This window comes from Streptomyces viridifaciens (assembly GCF_001888885.2).
Taxonomy (GTDB): Bacteria; Actinomycetota; Actinomycetes; order Streptomycetales; family Streptomycetaceae; genus Kitasatospora; species Kitasatospora aureofaciens.
This window is the reverse complement of record NZ_CP090840.1, coordinates 84,878-104,124: the sequence shown is the minus strand read 5'-3', so window position 1 is coordinate 104,124 and position 19,247 is coordinate 84,878. Positions and strand designations below refer to the sequence as shown.

At 69.5% G+C, this 19,247-nt stretch carries 17 protein-coding genes and 1 pseudogene; 13 read left to right on the top strand and 5 right to left on the bottom strand.

Annotation, left to right across the window (positions count from 1 at the left end; all coding sequences use genetic code 11):
- The first annotated feature begins 98 nt into the window (after window positions 1-98).
- The 4 genes from BOQ63_RS00495 (at window position 99) to BOQ63_RS00480 (ending at window position 4,653) form a co-directional block, all read left to right on the top strand.
- Window positions 99-776, top strand: coding sequence for a hypothetical protein (locus BOQ63_RS00495; RefSeq protein WP_499503214.1), 678 nt, complete (start codon window positions 99-101; stop codon window positions 774-776).
- Window positions 777-874: 98 nt separating this feature from the next.
- A complete protein-coding gene (locus BOQ63_RS00490) occupies window positions 875-1,951 on the top strand; it encodes a tyrosine-type recombinase/integrase (protein ID WP_499503212.1) in 1,077 nt (358 codons plus the stop codon).
- Between the two features lies 1 nt (window position 1,952).
- A complete protein-coding gene (locus BOQ63_RS00485) occupies window positions 1,953-2,300 on the top strand; it encodes a helix-turn-helix domain-containing protein (RefSeq protein ID WP_072653004.1) in 348 nt (115 codons plus the stop codon).
- Window positions 2,301-2,634: 334 nt separating this feature from the next.
- On the top strand, window positions 2,635-4,653 hold the full coding sequence (locus BOQ63_RS00480; protein WP_143174565.1) for a site-specific integrase: 2,019 nt from the start codon (window positions 2,635-2,637) through the stop codon (window positions 4,651-4,653).
- 29 nt (window positions 4,654-4,682) lie between these two features.
- Here BOQ63_RS00480 and BOQ63_RS00475 read toward each other — a convergent pair whose 3' ends face one another.
- Window positions 4,683-5,375 carry a HEPN domain-containing protein gene (locus BOQ63_RS00475; protein WP_143174564.1) on the bottom strand — a complete coding sequence of 231 codons (693 nt, stop codon included), beginning with the start codon at window positions 5,373-5,375 and terminating at the stop codon, window positions 4,683-4,685.
- 698 nt (window positions 5,376-6,073) lie between these two features.
- Between BOQ63_RS00475 and BOQ63_RS00470 the strand changes: the two genes are divergently transcribed.
- The 9 genes from BOQ63_RS00470 to BOQ63_RS00430 all read left to right on the top strand — a co-directional run bounded on the left by BOQ63_RS00470 (window position 6,074) and on the right by BOQ63_RS00430 (window position 16,108).
- Complete coding sequence (locus BOQ63_RS00470; protein ID WP_072653001.1) at window positions 6,074-8,110, top strand: ATP-binding protein; 2,037 nt, start codon at window positions 6,074-6,076, stop codon at window positions 8,108-8,110.
- Window positions 8,111-9,366: 1,256 nt separating this feature from the next.
- Window positions 9,367-9,546: a hypothetical protein gene (locus BOQ63_RS00465; RefSeq protein ID WP_072653000.1), complete on the top strand. Its 180-nt coding sequence runs from the start codon at window positions 9,367-9,369 to the stop codon at window positions 9,544-9,546.
- A 348-nt stretch (window positions 9,547-9,894) separates the two neighbouring features.
- Window positions 9,895-10,395, top strand: a complete 501-nt coding sequence (locus tag BOQ63_RS00460; protein WP_072652999.1) for a hypothetical protein — start codon at window positions 9,895-9,897, stop codon at window positions 10,393-10,395.
- A 177-nt stretch (window positions 10,396-10,572) separates the two neighbouring features.
- Window positions 10,573-10,929 carry a hypothetical protein gene (locus BOQ63_RS00455; protein ID WP_072652998.1) on the top strand — a complete coding sequence of 119 codons (357 nt, stop codon included), beginning with the start codon at window positions 10,573-10,575 and terminating at the stop codon, window positions 10,927-10,929.
- A 677-nt stretch (window positions 10,930-11,606) separates the two neighbouring features.
- Complete coding sequence (locus BOQ63_RS00450) at window positions 11,607-12,101, top strand: hypothetical protein (RefSeq protein ID WP_072652997.1); 495 nt, start codon at window positions 11,607-11,609, stop codon at window positions 12,099-12,101.
- A gap of 622 nt (window positions 12,102-12,723) precedes the next feature.
- Window positions 12,724-12,996, top strand: coding sequence for a hypothetical protein (locus tag BOQ63_RS00445; RefSeq protein WP_072652996.1), 273 nt, complete (start codon window positions 12,724-12,726; stop codon window positions 12,994-12,996).
- 302 nt (window positions 12,997-13,298) lie between these two features.
- Window positions 13,299-14,039, top strand: coding sequence for a hypothetical protein (locus tag BOQ63_RS00440; RefSeq protein ID WP_072652995.1), 741 nt, complete (start codon window positions 13,299-13,301; stop codon window positions 14,037-14,039).
- Window positions 14,040-14,429: 390 nt separating this feature from the next.
- The gene (locus BOQ63_RS00435; protein ID WP_072652994.1) at window positions 14,430-14,918 is read left to right on the top strand and encodes a hypothetical protein; all 489 of its coding nucleotides are present in this window, start codon (window positions 14,430-14,432) and stop codon (window positions 14,916-14,918) included.
- Between the two features lie 704 nt (window positions 14,919-15,622).
- Window positions 15,623-16,108, top strand: a complete 486-nt coding sequence (locus BOQ63_RS00430) for a hypothetical protein (RefSeq protein WP_072652993.1) — start codon at window positions 15,623-15,625, stop codon at window positions 16,106-16,108.
- Window positions 16,109-16,775: 667 nt separating this feature from the next.
- Here the strand turns inward: BOQ63_RS00430 and BOQ63_RS00425 are convergent.
- The 4 genes and pseudogenes from BOQ63_RS00425 to BOQ63_RS00410 form a co-directional block, all read right to left on the bottom strand.
- Window positions 16,776-17,147 carry a hypothetical protein gene (locus BOQ63_RS00425; protein ID WP_072652992.1) on the bottom strand — a complete coding sequence of 124 codons (372 nt, stop codon included), beginning with the start codon at window positions 17,145-17,147 and terminating at the stop codon, window positions 16,776-16,778.
- A gap of 189 nt (window positions 17,148-17,336) precedes the next feature.
- Entirely contained in the window at window positions 17,337-17,498 is a 162-nt protein-coding gene (locus tag BOQ63_RS00420) for a hypothetical protein (RefSeq protein WP_167395613.1), read from the bottom strand.
- Window positions 17,499-18,147: 649 nt separating this feature from the next.
- Window positions 18,148-18,571: pseudogene (locus BOQ63_RS00415) on the bottom strand (transposase).
- Between the two features lie 80 nt (window positions 18,572-18,651).
- Window positions 18,652-19,149, bottom strand: a complete 498-nt coding sequence (locus BOQ63_RS00410) for an IS5/IS1182 family transposase (RefSeq protein WP_072652991.1) — start codon at window positions 19,147-19,149, stop codon at window positions 18,652-18,654.
- Window positions 19,150-19,247 lie beyond the last annotated feature (98 nt).

Genomic DNA, 19,247 nt, shown 5'->3' with positions numbered 1-19,247 from the left:
CTGCCAGCCGTGCCCGGCGGCGGTTGACTCGCACCGCTGCCGACCTACATTCCCCTCCACCGCCACCGCGCGACATACCAACGGGAGAAGGCAACGGCATGGCAGCTCCAGCGCACAAACGCGTCGTGCAATTCAGCGGAGGTATAGCATCATTTGCCACGGCCCTCCGGGTCGTCGAAAGGTACGGCCCGGAGGTCACCACCCTCCTCATAGCAGACACCCTTATCGAAGACCCGGACCTCTGGAGGTTCAGCCAGGACGCCAGCCACTATCTCGATGTTCCTCTGGTGCGAGTGGCAGATGGCAGGAACCCCTTCCAGGTATTCCACGACAAGCAATTCCTCGGAAATAGCCGACTCTCCCCGTGCAGTCTCCACCTGAAGGTCAAACCCTGCCTGGAGTGGCTGACAAGAAACGCCGATCCGGAACACGCAACCCTCTACATCGGAATCGATGCGAGTGCCAAGGACAGGGCCAGAATCCCGCCGATCGCGCGAAACTGGAAGCCCTGGCGCACCGAATTCATCCTCTGTGCCGAAGGTGAGCCAGAACTCACCAAAGAAGAGCTCCTGGAAGAAGCCAGAAACGCCGGAATAGAACCACCGCGCCTGTATGCTCTGGGGTATTCGCACAAAAGTGGAGAGACGGCGGGTTCCCCGGGGGTGCTGGAGGGCGCGTCTCTGCTGTTCACGCTGGTCAGGGCCCTGTGCGCCAGGTCTACACGATCGGGTGAGGTTCTGACGGTTACTGGCAGATTCCAGGAGCTTGTCGCGTAATTTCACAGCTTGTGACAGATTCTGGGACCCCTCGCCTGTCCCTCATCACGGGAGCAGGCGGCGCGGGCACGCTTGAGCGGGAGCCGGCGCTTGCTGATGTGCTCACTCTTCAGCGGCGGGCCAGCGAGTCCTCCTCGCCGGAGGCGGAGCGCGATCTGTACCAGGACACGCTCGCGGAGTACTGCTGGGCCCGGGACGTGGCCGGGCTGGCCCCCAGGACCTTGCAGGCTCTGGTGCAGCCCGTGGTGAAGGTGTGCTCGTTCTACGACGTCGTTCCGTGGCGGCTGACGTCGCGGGACCTGGACCGCTACTTCGCCGGGCCGGGCAAGGCGGGGAAGCACTCGACGATGCGCGCGAAGGCCACGAAGATCGACGGCTACTTTGCGTTCCTCGAGCAGCGGTACGCGGGCGAGATCATGAGGAGGTTCGGGGCCACGGTCGAATCGCCGATCGATGCGTTCAACCGGCCTCGGCATCGTGGTGACTTCGGCCTTCGGATCCCGCCCTCGGTCAGGGAGACGGCGGACTTCTTCGCTTCCTGGCGGGACGCGCTTCCTGCCGCGCGGAAGTATCCGGTGGCGGTCCGTAACTACGTGATGTCGAAGCTGACGTACATCTCCGGAGTGAGGGCGGCGGAGCTCTGTGCGGTCCGTCTGGGTGACATCCACTGGGAACACGGTCAGTGGGGACGCTTCCTGGTCCACGGCAAAGGAGCCCGGGGGTCCGGGCCGCGTGAGCGCGAGGCCTTCCTGTTCGCTGAGGGGCGGGAACTGCTGTGGTGGTTCATCGAGGAGATCCGGGGAGAGTTCCACGACGACCCCAGTGATCCCCACGCGCCGCTGTTCCCATCCGAGCGGCTGCCCAAGTCGGTGGCCGATCTCAACATGCCGACGGCTCCACCGGTCGGTCCTGACACCTTCCGCCGGGCCTTGAAGATCGCCTCGCGTGAACATCTGAGCGGCTCCGTCGACCATCTCTTCCCGCACCTGCTGAGACATGCATGCGCAACACACAACTATGAAGCAGGGATGCCTCTTTGGGATATTCAAGTGCTTTTGGGTCATACCTGGGCAACGACCACGGTTGGATATCTGGCGACCGCCAAGGGAGATCCCGAGCGGCGGAGCCTGGAGTCGTCCCGGCGAGCGGTTCGCCGGCTGAGTGGGGAGTCATGAAGTGAAGTGGAACCTGCGCTGGGTCGCGGCCAAGCGCGACATCTGGCGGCCCACCCAACTGCAGGCGGCCTTCGCGGAGGTGGGATTCACCCCCTCGCTGAGCAAGGTCGCGGCCCTGTGGTCGAACAAGCCGATCACGGTCAGGCTCGACGATCTCGACATGATCTGCACCGCGTTGAACTGCACGGTTGCTGAGCTCATGGAAGCCGAGCCCGTCGCCACGGCTGTGGGCGAGCACGGGCCGCAACGGCTGGCGGTCGGAGACGAAGCGAGGCCCGCCAGCGGCCCGGCTCGGCCGGTTGCCAAGCCGTCCACGGGTGGTCGCCGACGGTCGCTCCCCCCGAACTGAGCTTCAGATGCCACGTCTACGGAGGGTCGGCAGCTGCAGCTTCTGCGCGGGCTGGGGGCTCGTGAACTGGTGCGGACTGTGTCCGACCTGCGCTCGAAGCCTTGGCCGGGCTGAGCGCGGGAATGACGGGGCACGGCTGGGGGCCTGCCGGCGGTGCGGGTGGCGAGTCGCTCTCAACTTCGAAGGCACCTGCCCGGCGTGTCTCCTGGCTGTTCGGTTCGGTGAGGACGACGCCTGGCTTCGGGCAGAGGTGCGAGGGGAGTACCTGCCGAGCGGCCGGCCCCGTCAGCTCACGCTTCACCTGGACGGACTTCGACTGCCCAACATCCAGCCCTTGCGGAAGGCGAGCCGTGCCGGCACCGCGAGCACCAAGGCCCGACGGCTTCCACCCGAGTTCCCACCCGAGGAGGACCAGAGCGCCGAGTACATCTGCACGCCGCAAGTCGATGGCCAGCTTGGGCTGTTCGCGACCCCGCCCAGGTTCTTCACGATGGAACATGCGGCCCGTCTCCGGGCCCGCGACATTCCCGACCTCCAGCTCGTGGTGGAGACGCTGGCGGAGATCTCGGCAGAGCGCGGAACCGACGCCGCCTGGCGACGTACGACCCGCGGCCTCGCCCTGCTCGCGTTGGCCGCGCGGGAGCCGGGCGAACGGCTGGTCCACCCGGAGTCCCTGGCCGACCTGCCCCAGATGCGGCCCACGATCGAATCGGCCCTCGACCGGGCCGGACTCCTCGCTGAACGAAAGCACCGGATCGTCCCCAGATCGCTTCTCTTCTCCGGAAGCTGTGCCCACTGCATGGCCTGGGCGAACGACCGCTGGAAGATCTGCCTGCCCTGCGCGGCCTGGCAGCAGGCCCACCCTCGGCCCAGGCCGTGCTCGCGCTGTCGACGAGTACTCCCGCTGAGCGGGGAGCTCTGCCGATTCTGCACCCTCGTCCTGGCCGAGACCGAGGTCGACATCCACGGCGCCGCACTCGAGGGGGGTGACCAGCTCTGGTTCGGCGGCCGGTTCGCGCCCTCCAGACGGGCGACCTACGGCCCCGGGCAGAGCTGCCCGCGCAGGGGCCGCTTCGATACCCGCAGACGGGCCGCGAAGGCGGCTGACAGGGCCGCGCAGCCTCCGTCCCAGCACCTGGCCGCCCCGGGCCAGCAGGCGCTGTTCAAGGCCCCCGCTCGGGACTGGACTCGCATCGATGAGGCCGACCTGCCGGCCGTCACCCCTGAGGCGGCTGATCTGATCGCCGACTTCAACCACTACATCAAGGACCGAGGCTGGACGCCGGAGCAGACCAAGAGCAGCCAGCGGGTCCTGCGGATCCTCTTGGCCTATCTCGGTGCCGACGCGCCGATCCGCGAGGCGGATGTCCGCTCGCTGTCCTCGCTGAGTTCCAACCACCAGGGCGCCCGCGTGATCGACTACCTCCGTCGCCAAGGCCTGCTGGCCGAGGAGGATGCCGTCGACGCGCACATCGCACGCGCCCGGCGCATCGCGGACGGGCTGCCCAAGCCGTTCATTCACGGGGTCAACGTCTGGATCGACGTCCTTCTGGGCCAGAGCACGAAGCCCAGCATCCCCATCCTTCCTGCCACCGCCAGCCGATACGTCAAGGACGTGTCACCCGTGCTCGAGGGCTGGGCCGCCGCCGGCATCACCAGCTTCCGCGAGATCACCAAGGAGCACGTCGAGGAGGCCGTCAAGGCCGGCGACAAACGGGCCCGCCACGTCGGACTCAGGTCGCTGTTTCGGGCCCTGCGGCGCGAGCGCCTGATCTTCCGGGACCCGGCCCGAGCCGTCAGCCTGCACGTCAGCCCCCGCATGCCCACGCCACTGCCCCCGGACCGGCTGAACGGCTTGCTCGACAAGGTCTCAAGCCCGCGCGACCGCCTGATCCTCGCCCTGGTCGCCATCCACGCCCTCACCTTCGCCGACCTGCGAAGGCTTCCACTTCGGGGCCTGGACCGGGCCAGAGGTCGACTTCGAGTCATCAGGCCAGGCCACCCCGACCACATCGTCTTCCTCGACGAGATCACCCTGAACCTGGCCACCCAGTGGGTCATCGAACGCGACCAGCGATGGCCCTACACCGCCAACCCGCACCTCCTGGTCACCCGGGTGTCCGCGGCCTCCGACAAGAACGCCCCAGTCACCAAGATCACCCTGCGAGCCCCGTTCCACCAGGCCGGCGTCCAGGCCCGAAAGCTTCGGGAGGACCGCATCCTGGACGAGGCCCACGAGAGTGCCGACCCCGTCCACCTGATGCGGATGTTCGGCCTGTCCCAGGCGACCGCGATCAAGTATATTGCCACCGCGCACCCCGCCGACATCCGGCCCGATCCCATCGCGCCATGAACTCCGTTGGCAATCAGCAGACTTGAGGGTCAGGCTGGTGGATCTAGTTCCGGGAGCGGCTGGCCCGTGTGCTTGAGAAGGTGCTCGCTGACGGCCGCCGCGCTCTTCTCCGCAAGACGAAGGATGAGGTCGAGGCCACCCGTCGCCTGGCTCTTCCGCACACCTCCCGCTGGCGAGCGGCGGTGCGCGATGGATCCACGGAGAACGACAAAGTCGTTCAGCAGCTTGGTGGTTCGCGCCTGATCGTTCTTGTGCCAGAACCACGCCGAGGTAATGTCCGCGATGCCGACGTTCTGCTGGAAGAAGGTCTTCAACTGTGCGGGCTTCGGCGTGTTCAGAGAGCTGTCGCCGTCCGCGGACAGTGCGGTGGCCCGGTCGCGGAGTACGGTTCGCCAGCCGTCATCCGCAAGGCCCCATATCGCCAGCTCGTTCTGATCGTCAAGCAAGATCTTTTTGAGGGTCTTCTTGACCTCTTTCGGCAAGGCGGCGCCATCCGGAGCATGATCGGCCAGGTGGCGCAGGGCCTCTGCCACGAGGTCCTCGCAGAACGCCTCCCACGACGCGCAGGTCATCACCACTGCTGAGCGGCTGACCACCTGAATGTCCGGCCGTCGCCGGCCCGGAGCCGATCCGGTTTCCTTCGAGTGGAACTCGATCAGCCGCTCGATATCGGGCACTGCATCATCCAGAAGACTGCGATGTGCGACGCCGAAAGCTCCCATGCCGTGACCATCCTCCGCCCCTAACCCGAGGGCTACTTGCCCGCGGAGTGAGGAGGAGCCTACGGGTTCAGCCTGGATCTACTCCAGGAATTCGCGAACCCGTCGGAATCTAACTGCGGAGGTCTGTGCGTCAGGGCCGGCAAGGCGCATTGGCTGCACACCCTGCGGACCTTCCCCGACCGCTACGCCATGGCCGAGGCGCAGGAGGAGGCCTTCCGAGCCAAGCATGGCGACTACACAATTCTCAAGGAACAGAAAAATAAGGTCGTATACAGGCTGACATTGAAAGAACTTCGCCTGAGAGAAGAGGCATCGCGGGGCCGGAACGATTAGCTTCAGCCCTGCCAATCAGAGGCGACTGGGGACTGCCAGTCGGACCGTCAGCCTGAGCGAGATAATAGTCCATACCGCAAGCCGCCCCCTCTCCAGCGTGAGACGGGGCGGCTCGGCCTATGTCCGGGCAATTGTGCGCGACCAGCCGACCGGTCCGGCCCGGTTCAGACAAGGCAGCGAAGCTGCAAAAGCACCGGGTGCCCACGCAAGAGCGGCGAATGCTCCACGCGCGCCAACCCAGACCGGCGCGAAGTCCGACAACGGAATCCCGCTGGAGTGCCGCTTGACTCGCGCTCTCGAAGCCATATCTTCTCGCTCATCGAAAGCGGCCCACGAGAAGGCCGCTCATGATGGAGAGGGAATCCATGACTGCCCCACAGCAATACCGAAACCTCGGCAAGGGAAAGGCTGTTCCATTCCCCATCTCCCCGGAGTATGTAAGGGCCTGGAGTACTCCGAGGGCGATCGTCGAGCTGATCGCCAACGCGCTCGATGAGGACCGCAAAGCGACCGTCCGCTGGGAGAACGGCGTCCTCACCATCGAAGACGGCGGACCCGGCATCGCCCAGGACGCCTTCCTCCTCGGAGCATCCAAGAAGACCGCCAGCCAGATCGGCCAGTTCGGCGAGGGGAAGAAGCTCGCCTCGCTCGTCCTAGCGCGTGACCCCGACATCGGCGAAATCTGGTTCGAGACCGTCGGCTACGCGTTCACCCCGACCATCGAGAACCACAGCCCCCTGGACGGAATCGTCCCCAGCCGCGACGGCAGCTCACCGGCGACCCTGGTCTACACGTTCTACCCCTTCGACCGTGCGGTCGGGACCAAGATCACGATCCAGTGCGCCCAGGAGATCGCAGACGACGCGATCGCCCGCGTCCTGTACCTGACGCAACCCGGCTACACCCCGCCCAACCGGACCCCCTCCATCATGCTCGACGGAGATCCCGGGCGGATCTACATCGGCGGAATCCTCGTCACCCGCGACTCCCGTCTGTGCGCCAGCTACGACCTCCCCCTGGCCTCGGCCAAGGGAGACCAGAACCGCGACCGGACGTTCATCGACGGCCGGGCACTGGACCGGCACCTGCGGGAGGCCCTCGCCAACAGCAGCGACCCGGCCGTCATCGAGCACTTTGTCAGCAGGGCCCTCGCCAAGCAGCCCATCGCCGCCCAGGAGCAGTACTTCCACGCCGTCAACACCTACTCCGTCGAACTGGCCTTCCGACAGATCGCCGGAAAGCTCCTTCCGGCCGGACAGCGGGTGTACTACCGGGACAAGGGCGCAGGCGCCGACGGACTCGAAGCGGAAGCCTGGCTCCGCGAGAGCGGCGTCCAGCTCATCGACACCGAACTGCCCGGGCACCAGCACGAAGCACTGATGAAACTCCTCGGAGTCGAGCGCAGGCGAGCGGCGGCGCGTACCGAGGTCGACCGGCAGGAACGCACAACCAAGTGGGTCGACTACAAGGACCTCTCAGAGGAACAGCGCCAGAATCTCGAACACGCGGTAGCGCTGATCCGCTCAGCCCTCGGGAACGACAGCATCGGCAGGACCCGGGCCTACAGCGAGACCCGCCAGATCGGCTACGCCACCTCCGGCCTGTACGACCAGAAGTCCGACACCATCGGACTGCACATCGACAGCCTGACCCAGCGTGACGAAACCATCAGCACCGTCATCCACATGACAGCCAGCCGAATGGCCTACCTCCAGAAGCTCACCCATCACGCAGGAAGCCAGGGACTCACACGGGCTCTCACCGAGATTGCGGCCACCTTCCTCCAAGCCTTCACCACCGCCCAGACAACCGCTGCCGGGGCAGCCACCCACACGCCCCCCGCCAAGTACAGCAAGCCCAACCGGAACGAAATCGCCCGAACGCGGATACTCAACGACACATCGCCACTCCGACGTCGCCTCGCCGAGATTCTCGACCAGCGAATGGAGGAACTCCTCGCCGCTCACCGGACCAAGAGCGTCGTCCGGGTCCTCAGGACCATCGCCCTGAACAAGGTCTACTGGGATGTACTCCACAGCCCGAACCCGGTGGGATGGCGCCGAAACCAAGGCGTGAGCTGCCTGACCGACTACGACAAGATCACCGCGATCGCCAACCTCGTCGGCGTCAACCCGGCCGTCGTGTTCCTCGCACACATGGCGGAGGAAGCCCCCACCTACAACCGGCGCGGCGACGGCCACAGCCAGCGGCCATGGTCCGGCCGAATTCAAGGATCGGTGGCACGAGCCATCACCGACCTCGAAACTGCCGGAGGCATCTACGCCGAACAGGTCCCCAGCATCCGCGCCATGGCCAACGGAGAGACCCCAAGCGACAAAGACGGCGAGTGGCTGAGGCCAATTCACATCCTGCTCGAAGCCGAAGAAGAACGACTCAGCTAGAAGCGACCGGTGCCGCCCGGCTCAGCCAGAGCCGGGCGGCACCGGCGTTTCCGCGCACCGCACCTCCCGGGCAGTCGCACCCAGGACCGATCCACGCCCCCTCGCCTCAGGGATAGCCGGACCTCCAGACAAGACCCGCGAAGCCGCCGGACGCTGAACCCCGTCACCCGGATCGCCTGCGTTCCCACCTACGTGCACGTCACGATGACGGATACAGTCGCCGAGATCGTCGAGGGGCCTCGGAGCCCTTCGAGCTGAACTTCAGTCCGAGGCATCGCACAGGCCGTGCACGATCCGGCCACAAGTGGGCCCGTCCCCTTGCTGGGGCGGGCCCGTTGTCGTGCCCGGGGGCTGACGCGCGACGCCGTGCGGGCCCGCGCCCGGCGCGACCGCGCACCGCTGGGGGACCTGGACTGGCCGGGGGCTGCAGGCGGCCGGGCTCCATGCCCGAGTTTCGCTTGCGTGCCCCGGCCAATCTGTCGGGCGGATGCCGGGTGGTGCTCGTGTCTGGTCCAGGCCAGCGCTCGACTGCGCGTCGACTGCCGTGCTGTGGGCTGGTCGGATCCCGTGGGCGGCAGCCGCCGCCCAGCCCGGTGCCGAGCGCGCCCGCCTTGCCGTCGACCCGGCCATCTGCCCTTTGCCCGGGTCTTGACTGGCCGGTTCCCGCCGCTACGTTCCCGTCCTGTTCCACCCGGTCCTGCCCGTTCGGCTGTTGAGCACCCGCTGTGGTGTTCCGGCTGGCGGCGGGCTTCCCGCCGGGGCTGTTCCCCCTGCCGACCGTTTCCCGGCGGGTCGAGGCGGCTCCGGCCCGGCCGCCCCGCACCCCCTACCCCCTGGGGCGGGGGCGGCCCCCTCTTCCGGCCCAATGGACCCGGCCGCCGGTCGAGAACGGTGGCTGCCTACCCTCCCGCCTCGGTCTGGTTCGGCCGTGGCCGCGCAGCTCGTTGGAGAGCTGACTGCTACCCGGCGGCAGTCAGCTCTCCGACACGACGTCGTGCCTGGCGGGGTCGGACGCCGTTCCTGGCGGTGGGTTGACCGGTCTGCTCTCGTCGTTACCGTCCGTCCTGGCACCCGGTCCCGCCTACACCGATCCATCGGATCGTCGGCCACCGTCGTCCGGGCCCGTGCCCGGTTCACAGCCCGTTCGCCCGGCCGGGGAAGCACACCGCCCTCCCCATTTTCGCGTGGCGGGGCAGTACACACCCGCCCACACGCCCGGCTGCTGCCGGGACATCCAACCGCCCCAGGAGGCAAACATGTTCAGCGAAATCCTCGACGACATCTTCTCCGTGAGTACGGTGAGCCACTTCCTTCTCGGCGCAGTGCTCTGGCACGTCGCCTTCCGCTCCGGCCAGCGCTACGGCCGTCAGGAGGCCGCTGCCGGCCAGCAGGGCGCCCACAGCTCGGACCAGCCGATGGACGACGCCGCCCGCTGATCCGCCGCCCGTCCCACTCTCGGTCCCGCCGTGCTCGCTGTCGATCACCCGCCCTGGTGGTGTTCCGGCTGGTGCGGGCTTCCCGCCGCAGCTGCCTCCGCCCGTCACCGGTATTCCGGCGGGTGTGGGGTGGCTGCGGGCCCGGCCGCCCCCCGGCGTCCCTGGCATCGTGCCGCCCCCCGGGGCCGCCGCCTGCGTTGTTCCGTGCCAGCCCGTGTCCGCTCTGCTGTGAGCACCACTTCTTGACTGGCTGTCTCCCCTGGCTACCTTCCACCCCGGCTTCCCTCCTGGTCGCGAGCCTCACCGACCTATCGACCATCCACTCCCGTTCTGAATCGGAGACGACCCGTGCACCCGGTCCGTATCCACGCCCGACGCATCTTCGGCTGGACTCTCACCCTCACCATCAGCCCCAGCGCTTTCGCGTCCCTCACCCTTGACCGCCCCCACACTCCCGACCCGTGGCCGCGTCCCGAGCCCGCGTTCGACCTGACGGTCCGCTGGGATCTGGAGGATCTGGACGCCTCGTACCTGCCCCTGCGCCGCACCCCCCGGCCTCTGCTCGCCCGCCTACGGACCCGGTGGACCCGCCCCCGTCCCCACGCCCCCGGACCGTGGACCCTGGACGTGTACCGCACCGGCCTGACCGTGGAACGCCACTCCGAACACGACTGCCCCACCCACACCCTCTTCTCCATCTACGACGAAGACGGCGGCTGCCCCGCCCACGAGGCCGAGCCCCTGATCCCGACCCCGTGTACCTGTCCCCGCTTCCTCGGCTACCTGTCCGTCAGGATCAGCCGCCCCGAGCGCCGCCCCACCATCACCATGGAGGAACCCCCGTTCTAACCCGCTCCACACCCCCAGGGGCCGCCCTCGCCGACCGGCACGACCGGGCCGTCGTGAAGGGCCCCCGCGGCACTACGTTCGCCAGCAGTACCTCACCTGGCGCACCGAGTCCTGACCTCATCCCTCGACCACCCGCTACCAGGGCGGCGACCCGACAACTCAACGGAGAGCGAGACCATGAGCGACGACAAGACCACCTTCGACACCAGCGACAACCTGCCGGCGGTCAGCACGCCCGCCGCCCCGCTGGTGATGGTTCGGGACGAGGGCTGGAAGGTCTGCGAGCTGATGCGGCTGTCCAACGACACCATCGAGATCACTGAGCTGCCCGGCGGGGCCGGCTTCGTGTGGGAGGCCACCGGCGTGGACGGCACCCCCGGGGCCAGCGAGGAGCCGCACGGCAGCTGGGCCGACGCCGCCCAGGACGCCAGCGTCTTCCTGGAGCAGCACGGCCAGGACCCGCACGCCGAGTGCTACCAGCCCCACCGCAACAGCCAGGGCGAGCACGTCGACTGCGACGGCACGCCCCTGTAGCGGCCTGCTACGTCACCTCTGCCCATCCCCTCGGGCCCGGCCCACCAGCCGGGCCCGGCCTCCCCGATGACCCCACCGTGAACGAACGCTGACCCCCGACGAGCTGGCCGGCACCGCCGACACGGCCGAGACCCGCGCGTACCCGGGCTGGCGGCTGCTCAGGTGCTCCGCCATCTGCTTGTCGGGGTTCCGGGGGAGCGTTGCCCGGGGCTGCGGCCAGTAGGCAGCGCATCCGAGGTCCATCTGCTGTCACAGTCCGGGCAGTGCCCCCCGGGGCCCGCCCGCACGGAGCCCGGCGGTGGCCCACACACCGCGCCCCGACCGCAGCTCCGGCGAGGACGAGCCCACAGCGCGGCGCCCTGCACACCGCGCACCGCAGCCCGGCTGGCAGGCGGGTCCAGCAGTCTGGCTGGCCAGACAGTCCCGGAGCCCCTCGAACCCGGACGCCGCCATGCCGCTTGCGGTCACCCGGTCCAGCTCCCCGGGCTTGGGGATTGACCGGGCCGGAAGCCCGCATACGGTACGGCGTGTGCCGCCTCCCTGACCGGCCGCTGCGCCCGATTCAAGGTAAGGCCACGTCCCCGGGGCCCGCGGCAGGCACCGCCGTCCCCGGGGGCCCTTCGATTAACGCACTGGCCTGGAACCACGTTCACATCACGCACTGACCTGGAGCCACGATGCAGCTCTCCCTTCTTCTCACCAGCCCCGGGCATCCGACGGTCCGGATCGGTCCCTTCGACAACAGGGTCGCCGCGGACCAGTTCCGGTGCGGGCTGGGCGGCCAGCTCCACACCACGCCCCACCCGGAGGGCCTGACCGTGACCATCGCCCCGTTCGACCCCCTTGAGTCGCACCTGACCGCCTCCCTGCCCCAGGACGCCCGGGAGCTGGTCATGCTGGTGCTGGACCACCCCACAGAAACCTTCCCCCAGCTCTACACCCGCCTGATAGCCGAACACGGACCCGACATAGCGGAGGACGTCTGGGAGGAGGTGCAGGCGATGGCCGCCGAGTTCTGCAAGGCCCGCCCGGCCAGCGGCCCCGGCCCCTGGTGCGCGCTGCCGGTCGACCACCCGTCGGTCGTGCACGTGGATCGCCACGGATACGGCTGGAAGAACGGCTCCGAGCACCCGCGCACGCCCGTGGTGCTCCGGGCCGACCGGCTCAACTGACAGGCCACCGGGCGCGGCCCGCATCAACACCTGCTCAAGCACCTGCTCGGGGCTGCGGCTGGCACCGCCGCCCCGAGCCCCTTCGAATCAAGCACTGAAGCCCCGGGCGTCCGACAGCCCGCGGGCCGGCGGCCGCCCGGGCGCTCCGCCGGCCGCGCGCCGATCACGGTCCAGCCTGCGGCCGCGCTCAGCTCCCAAGCCCGCCACCGGTCCCGCCGCCCTGCCCGCCCGGGCACCGGGGGAGTGGCTCCTCCCGCTGCCCGGCAGCCACCAGCAGGCAGCGCATCCCGGCCCGCCCGCTGCGCCTCTGCCACGGTCCGACCCGCCCACCCCGGGCGTCCCGTGCTGGCCGCCGTCCCGGCCGCCGCCGGTCCCGGCTCCGGCGCACACCAGCCCCGCGTGGCTGGCGGGTTGACTGGCTTTCCTGCGCGGCTACTTTCCCGTTCCGACGCGAGACCTCGTACTGCTGCTCCCGCTCTCTGGGCAGCCGGCCTGGGGGCGGGGGAGTAGCGGCACTCCTCGGGCCGTATCGCCCGGGCGTTTCCACCGTTGCCGCGGGCCGGGGCGGTCGCCTGTGAGCCATGACCCGGATACAGCCACGACACGAAGGAGTATTCCGCCGATGACCAGCCAGCACGCCAGTACCTCCGGCGATGACTGCCCGGACCACCCCGGGACCCGCTGCAGCCACCCGAGGGCCGGCGGCGGCCCGCACACCGCGCACCGCCAGTGTGAGGGCTGCCCGTTCCCGACTGCCGCTCTGGAAGAGGCCTATCTCGCGGGTCGGCTCACCGTGATCTGGGAACTGTGTCCCCGACACGAACGCGAGTGCGCCATCCTTCAGGCGGGATCCAACGGGGCCCTCGTAGTGAACGACGGCTACCACTACTTCTGACAGCCCGCCCCGCCGCCCCGTCCCCTGGTGCCCGGCCATCGCCCTTTGATGGCCGGGCACCAGGGGACGGCCGCGCGGGTCTGCCGGGCCGCATCGGCCCATCACGGTGCGGTCCAGGGCAGTTGACTGGCCCCGCCGCGTGGCTACCTTCCCTCCCGTCACACCAGTACCGGTGAACCCGCCCGGTGCACCACCCACACCTCCCGCCCGGCGGCTTCCTGCCACCCCCTGGCCCCGTTGTGCCTGGCCGTGTTCAGGCAAGGGTCGGCCAACTCGACTGAAACTGAAGGAGAAGCCCTGTCATGAGTGGCTACTACGACTCGGAAGGCGTCGTCTGGCTGGACGAGGCGCTTCCGGCCGCCCGGTTCCTGGCCGGGCCCTGGGACACGGCAACGCCGCACCAGGCATCCCTCCTCGTCCCGGGCCAGGCCCTGACCACCGCATGGAACAAGGAACAGGAGCACGTCGGCGCCTACACCCGTTACGCCCTGCTGCCCGGCGACCAGCCGGACACCGTCACGGGCCTGGCCTGGGTGACCCGCGACCCCGGCGGCGACGACGGTGTACGGCTGCACCTCTTCGACACGCTCAACCGGTTCGCCGCGTGCGCCGACCGCGCCAGTGCCGTGATCTGGGGCGTCGCCGTCGGCTACGAGGTCGAGTACTTCCCCGAGGTGATCACCTACACCCCCGGCACCGGCTTCACCGACGAGTCGTTGCCCGAACAGGGCACGTATGAGTTCTTCCACCCCGCACAGCGCCGCACCGCTGTCTTCACGGCGCCGACGCCCGGCAACGAGCCCACCGCGGAAGACCGGCGCCGGGTGCTGGCCGATCACTTCACCGCGGTGCTCACGGGCCTCGGCTACCCGACGGCAGTCAGCCGGGTGCGGGTGGTCACCGAGAACACTGCCTGCCCCGACTGTCTGCAACCCGCCCTCGTTCCCGCCGACGGGAACCTGGGGACCAGCGACGAGATCCGCGCCAGCGTGTGTGCGTGCCAGCGCTGCGCCGGGACCGGATTCCTCCCGCTGCCTGGCTGACGAGCGGTGCCGGGGCGCGGCACTGTAGGCCGCGGTGCCGCGCCCCGGGACCGCGGTGCTGCGCGCGGGCGTGTGAAACGTCCCGCCCCGGCATGCCTCGCCCGACGGCAGGCGTGGTGCCGCCTGGATCGGTCGTCGGCCTGTCCCGCCCGGGGGTTGACCGGTTGTGTGGGGTGGATACCGTCCTGCCCGCCGCACCGTTCCCTTCGTGCGGTCCTACCTGTCCCCGGCTGTCCGAGCGCTGCTCCGGACGGGGGGCGGGCTTCCCCGCGAGGCCGCCCCCCTTCCCCCCGGGCGGGTCCAGGCGCGGCTGTCACGAGCGCGTCCTGCTCCCAGCACAGCGAACCGATCCCGCGACCTGTCTTGACCATCCCTCCCTAAGGAGCCCTGATGCGCAAGCCCCACACCCTGACCAGAGCCTGCCCGCACCGCTGGTGCCGCTCCCTGCACAGGGTCCTCAACGCCGAAGACGTCGTCATCGCCGTAGCTTTCTCCATCTACCAGCTGGGATACCTGGCCTACCTGTTGGCGGTCACCGTCCTGGTGTCCGCTGTTGCCTCCCTTGCCGCCAGGCGCAGTGTCGCCGACATAGCGGGAGACGACGTGAAGAAGGTCGACCCGGCCGATGTGCGGACCGGCTGGGCGAATCTCGCCGTCAGCCTCGATCTGGCCTTCGCGGCACTCGGCCCGATAGCTGTCTTCGTCATCCTCCTGGCCCCGCACGACACCATGATCACGACTATGGTCGGAGGGGGACCCGCCGCCACCGTCACCAACACAGTCGGCGTGTGCGCGCTCATCCTTCTGCGTATGGCCGCGCACTACCTCGCCACGCAGCCCCGCCGCCGCAAGCGCGCCCTTGTGCCCGCCACCAACTAGCCACCGCTCCCAGCGACGCTCCACATAGCACCGGGTCGTCTCCAACCCGCCCTCTTCCCGCACTCCGCGTACGGGAAGAGGGCGGGCTGTCGTACAGGGACACCCATCGACGGGCAGGAGCGGGCCCGAGGCTTGACCAACTGCATCCCCGGCCGCCCTCGGCCACTCGGCCCGTACTCCGGCCGCCGCCCGACCCCTGGTCCGGAGTCAGTCCGCAGATGCTGACCGGCAGGGGCGGGCCCTGACCTTGGCCCGTGCCGCGCCGGCAGGTTGCGGCCCGGGCACGGCTTCGTCTGCCGCCCTCCACGGCCGTGTCCCAGTAGTCCAAGCCCCAGGCACGGGGCGCACGCCCGCACGCGGCCGGCCGCCCGCGTGCCGGGGGGCGGGCGCGCACTTCTCCCGTCGCCCCACCAGCCCCCGGCTGCCCGCCCGGGGCGCGGCCTGCCGCGACCGGTCACCCCGCTGCCACGCTGTGCCCGTTCACAGGACCGCCGCCGCCCGCCGCCCGAGCCCGGGCACGCCCACACACCACGGCCACGCGTCCGTGTCTCGGGCGGCACCGTGTCAGGCAGGCCACTTGACCACGCTATCGGGCTGGCTAGCTTCCTCCCCCGGCACCCGCCGGTCGGCGGTGGCCGCGTCCCGGCCGGGCCTGTGCTGGGTTCGCCTGCCCGATCCACTGTCAAACCTCTCGGAGGACAACTGTGACCAGTACTGACACCATCGATTTCGAGACCGTCGCCGCGTGCTTCCTGACAGCGGTGGACACCATCGAGAAGGAGATCACGGGGCTCGCGTCGTCCCTCGGGTTCCTCGACGACCTGGACCGCATCACACTGATTCCCGGCCGCCACAAGACGATCCCGCACACCGCATCGCTGCGCCGCCGCCTCGCGATCGTCGACGACCTGCTAGAGCAGGCGGGCGCCGGCGTTCTGCGCAGGGAGCTCTCCCAGCCGCTGCCGGGATCCTCGGCGCTGGTGATCCTGGCCGTCATCCACGAGGCGAAGTCGGCTGTCGAGCAGTCCCACCGGGCGGTGTGTGCCCAGGTGGAGCATCCGGCCTTGCGAGAACTGACCATGGCCGCGAACGCGATGCGGCAGGTCAACCGGGCCGTACTGGAGTCCCCGCGGCTAGCCGAACAACGCGCTGCGGCGGCGGATGCCGCCGGTGAGGCTCCGCAGAGCTGACAGGCGACAACAACGCCCTCCGCCCCGCCCTCCCGGGGCGGAGGGCGTCTGCCCTTCACCGGCTCGTCACGCGGCGGGCCGATAGCCCTCGCCCACCAGGCGGCTGCGCCGTTGTGCCGCCCCGGCGTGCTGTCTGGGCCGGTGCCCCGTAGCACACCCCCGCTGCGCCCGGCCCACTCGCCGCTCCTCCCGGGGAGCCGGCCGCCCCCCGGCGCCCCTGGCATCGTGCCGCTCCCGGGGCCCGCCGCCTGCGTTGTTCCGTGCCAGCCCGTGTCCGGTCTGCCGTGAGCACCACTTCTTGACTGGCTGTCTCCCCTGGCTACCTTCCACCCCGGCTTCCCTCCTGGTCGCGAGCCTCACCGACCTATCGACCATCCACTCCCGTTCTGAATCGGAGACGACCCGTGCACCCGGTCCGTATCCACGCCCGACGCATCTTCGGCTGGACTCTCACCCTCACCATCAGCCCCAGCGCTTTCGCGTCCCTCACCCTTGACCGCCCCCACACTCCCGACCCGTGGCCGCGTCCCGAGCCCGCGTTCGACCTGACGGTCCGCTGGGATCTGGAGGATCTGGACGCCTCGTACCTGCCCCTGCGCCGCACCCCCCGGCCTCTGCTCGCCCGCTCGGCCCTCTCGACGCGGCTACGCCCTGACCTGATGCACCGTCATTGGCTGGGCCACGTCCGGCGGTCCAGATCGCGTAGGGTCTGCCGGTGCTGGTCGCTGGGCTCGCTGGGGAGAAGGTCGTGCTCGGCGAGTTCTACGGCATCCAGGGTGTCTTCCATGATCTCGGCCAGGGAGCGGCTGGCGGTTGAGAACTCGGGTGGCATCGGACCCCATACTTGCAGTTGCTCTCTTCCCTGGTGGGCACGGTCCAGATAGGCCACACGGTAGTCGGCTCGGCGCAGCAGGCGGGCGCAAGCGATGGCGTGGTCTGCGGTGTCGATGTGCAGGACCAGCGCGTCGTTTCGGGTCGGATCGTCTTCGACTGTGACCAGGCCATGCCTGCTGACAAGTGCGTGGATGGCGGCCGGCACGGGCCGGTTGGATGGACGGCTGTTGTCCGGGAGTGGCATCGGGTCGTCTTTCGCGATGGGGAGGCCTATGCGTGGCCAACCGTACCGGGGAGGGGCTGGGCAGGTGAGGGGGTCGGTTCCGCGGCCTCTTTTGTCGGCCTTCCAGGCCCCGATGCTCGCCAGCAGCGTGGTTCCGTCCAGGCCCGCGGCTCAGTCGAGCCACTGGCTGGGGTCGTCCGGGTTCTCCAGCGCGGCGTAGTAGCTCAGGTGGGGCCCGTACTCCGGCAGCATCCCCTGAACGGCTTCCAGGAGCCATTCGACGGTGTCGAAGGCCATGCTGCGGCCCCAGGCCTCGGCGATGAGCCAGCCCACCGCGCGCAGTCCCGGGGGTTGACCGGCCGCGCGGGGTGGTTACCGTCCTGCCCGTCGCGCTGTTCCGTCTTGTGGTCCTGCCTGTTCCCGGCTGTCGAGTGGTGCTGCTCCGGCCCGGGGGTGGGCTTCCCCGCGAGGCTGCCTCCCCGTTGCCCCCCGGCGGGTCGAGGCGTGTCTCGCCCGGCCGCCCCGCCGCCCCCTTCCCCCCGGGGGTGCGCGGGGCGGCCGCTTCCCGTGAGCGGACCCGGCAGAGACAGCCGGGGCCGGAGAGTGGCCGGGCAGGTTCCCGGCCCGCGCCGGTCCGATCCCTGTCGACTACCGCCCGACACCACGGAGTAGACCGGCCCGGCGAGGTGTTGACCGGCCTGGCGGCGTGGCTACCTTTCCTCCCGTCACCCGGTCTCGCAGCCTGCCCACGGCCCCGGCCCGGCCGGGTGCCTTCCGCGGATGCCGCCACGCCCGCTCCAGGGCCCGCCCCGCCCCGCCCCGCTGCTGCGCCCCGCCACGGCCGGGCGCGGCACGACGTCCGCCCCACGCACTACAAACCCCCCTGGGCCCGGGCCCGGGCCCGCGACACCAACCGTCACGACCACGATGACCAGCACCCGCCCGCCCGACGCCACCCACTAGGGCGCGTATTCGGTCGTGATCAGTGGGTTCGGGTGAGGTCCTTGATCCAGATCATTGCGCCGCGGAGGTGGAGGCCGGCGAGGTAGCTTTCCGGGGTCTTGTCATACCGGGTCGCGATGCCTCGCCAGGCCTTCAGCTTGTTGATCAGGCGCTCGACGGTGTTCCGCTCCTTGTAGAGCTCGGCGTCGTGGCTGACAGGCCGGCCGCCCCGGCTGCCCTTCTTCTTCCGGTTGGCGGCCTGGTCCTTCTTCTCCCGGGATGACCGCCTTGATGCGGCGTTTGCGCAGGTGGGCACGGTTGCCGCGGGACGAGTAGGCCTTGTCCCCGGCGACCGCGTCGGGCCGGGTGCGAGGACGGCCGACCGGCACCCGGACCCGGACCTTCTTCAGCACGGGGATGAACTGCGGGCTGTCCGCGGTCTGGCCCTCAGTCAGGATGAACACCAGCGGGCGGCACTTGCGCTCACCGGCAACGTGGATCTTGCTGGTCTGCCCACCCCTGGAGCGCCCGAGCAGGGCTTCCTTCAGCCGGAGCTTGCGCCGGCGCCGGATGCGTCGCCGTTCTGCCCGTTTCGGGTCACCTGAGGCGTCCCGCCCGTCTTGTTCCTCCGGGCCTCCCCCTTTTGCCGGGCCTTCTCCGCCTCCTCGGCAGCCTTCTCCAGGGCGGCCATGGTGTCGGAATCGAGGTGCATCCCGGCGGCGTCGTGGTGAGCGCGCACGGTGGTGGAGTCCACACTGACCAGGGACAAGTCCACCTCGCCGCGCTTCGCGGCTTCCGCGATCACGCCCTCCATCAGAGCTTCGAAGACACCGGCGTCCCTCCACTGCCGGAACCGATTGGAGACGGTTGACCACGCACCGAACTCCTTCGGCATCTCCCGCCACTGCCCGCCCGTCCGGAATCGCCAGATCACGCCCTCGAACTGCTGCCGCAGCCGCTCCGGGTACGGGCCGTACTCGCCGATCGGCAAGTACGGCTCGATCAACACCCACTCCGCATCCGTAAGTTGCGCTCGTGTCACGCACTACGGTCTACCGGATCGGGACCCGCCGCGAAGGTGAATCGGGCAGATTGATCACGACCGAATACGCGCCCTAATGCCGCCTGACAGCCCCCGCA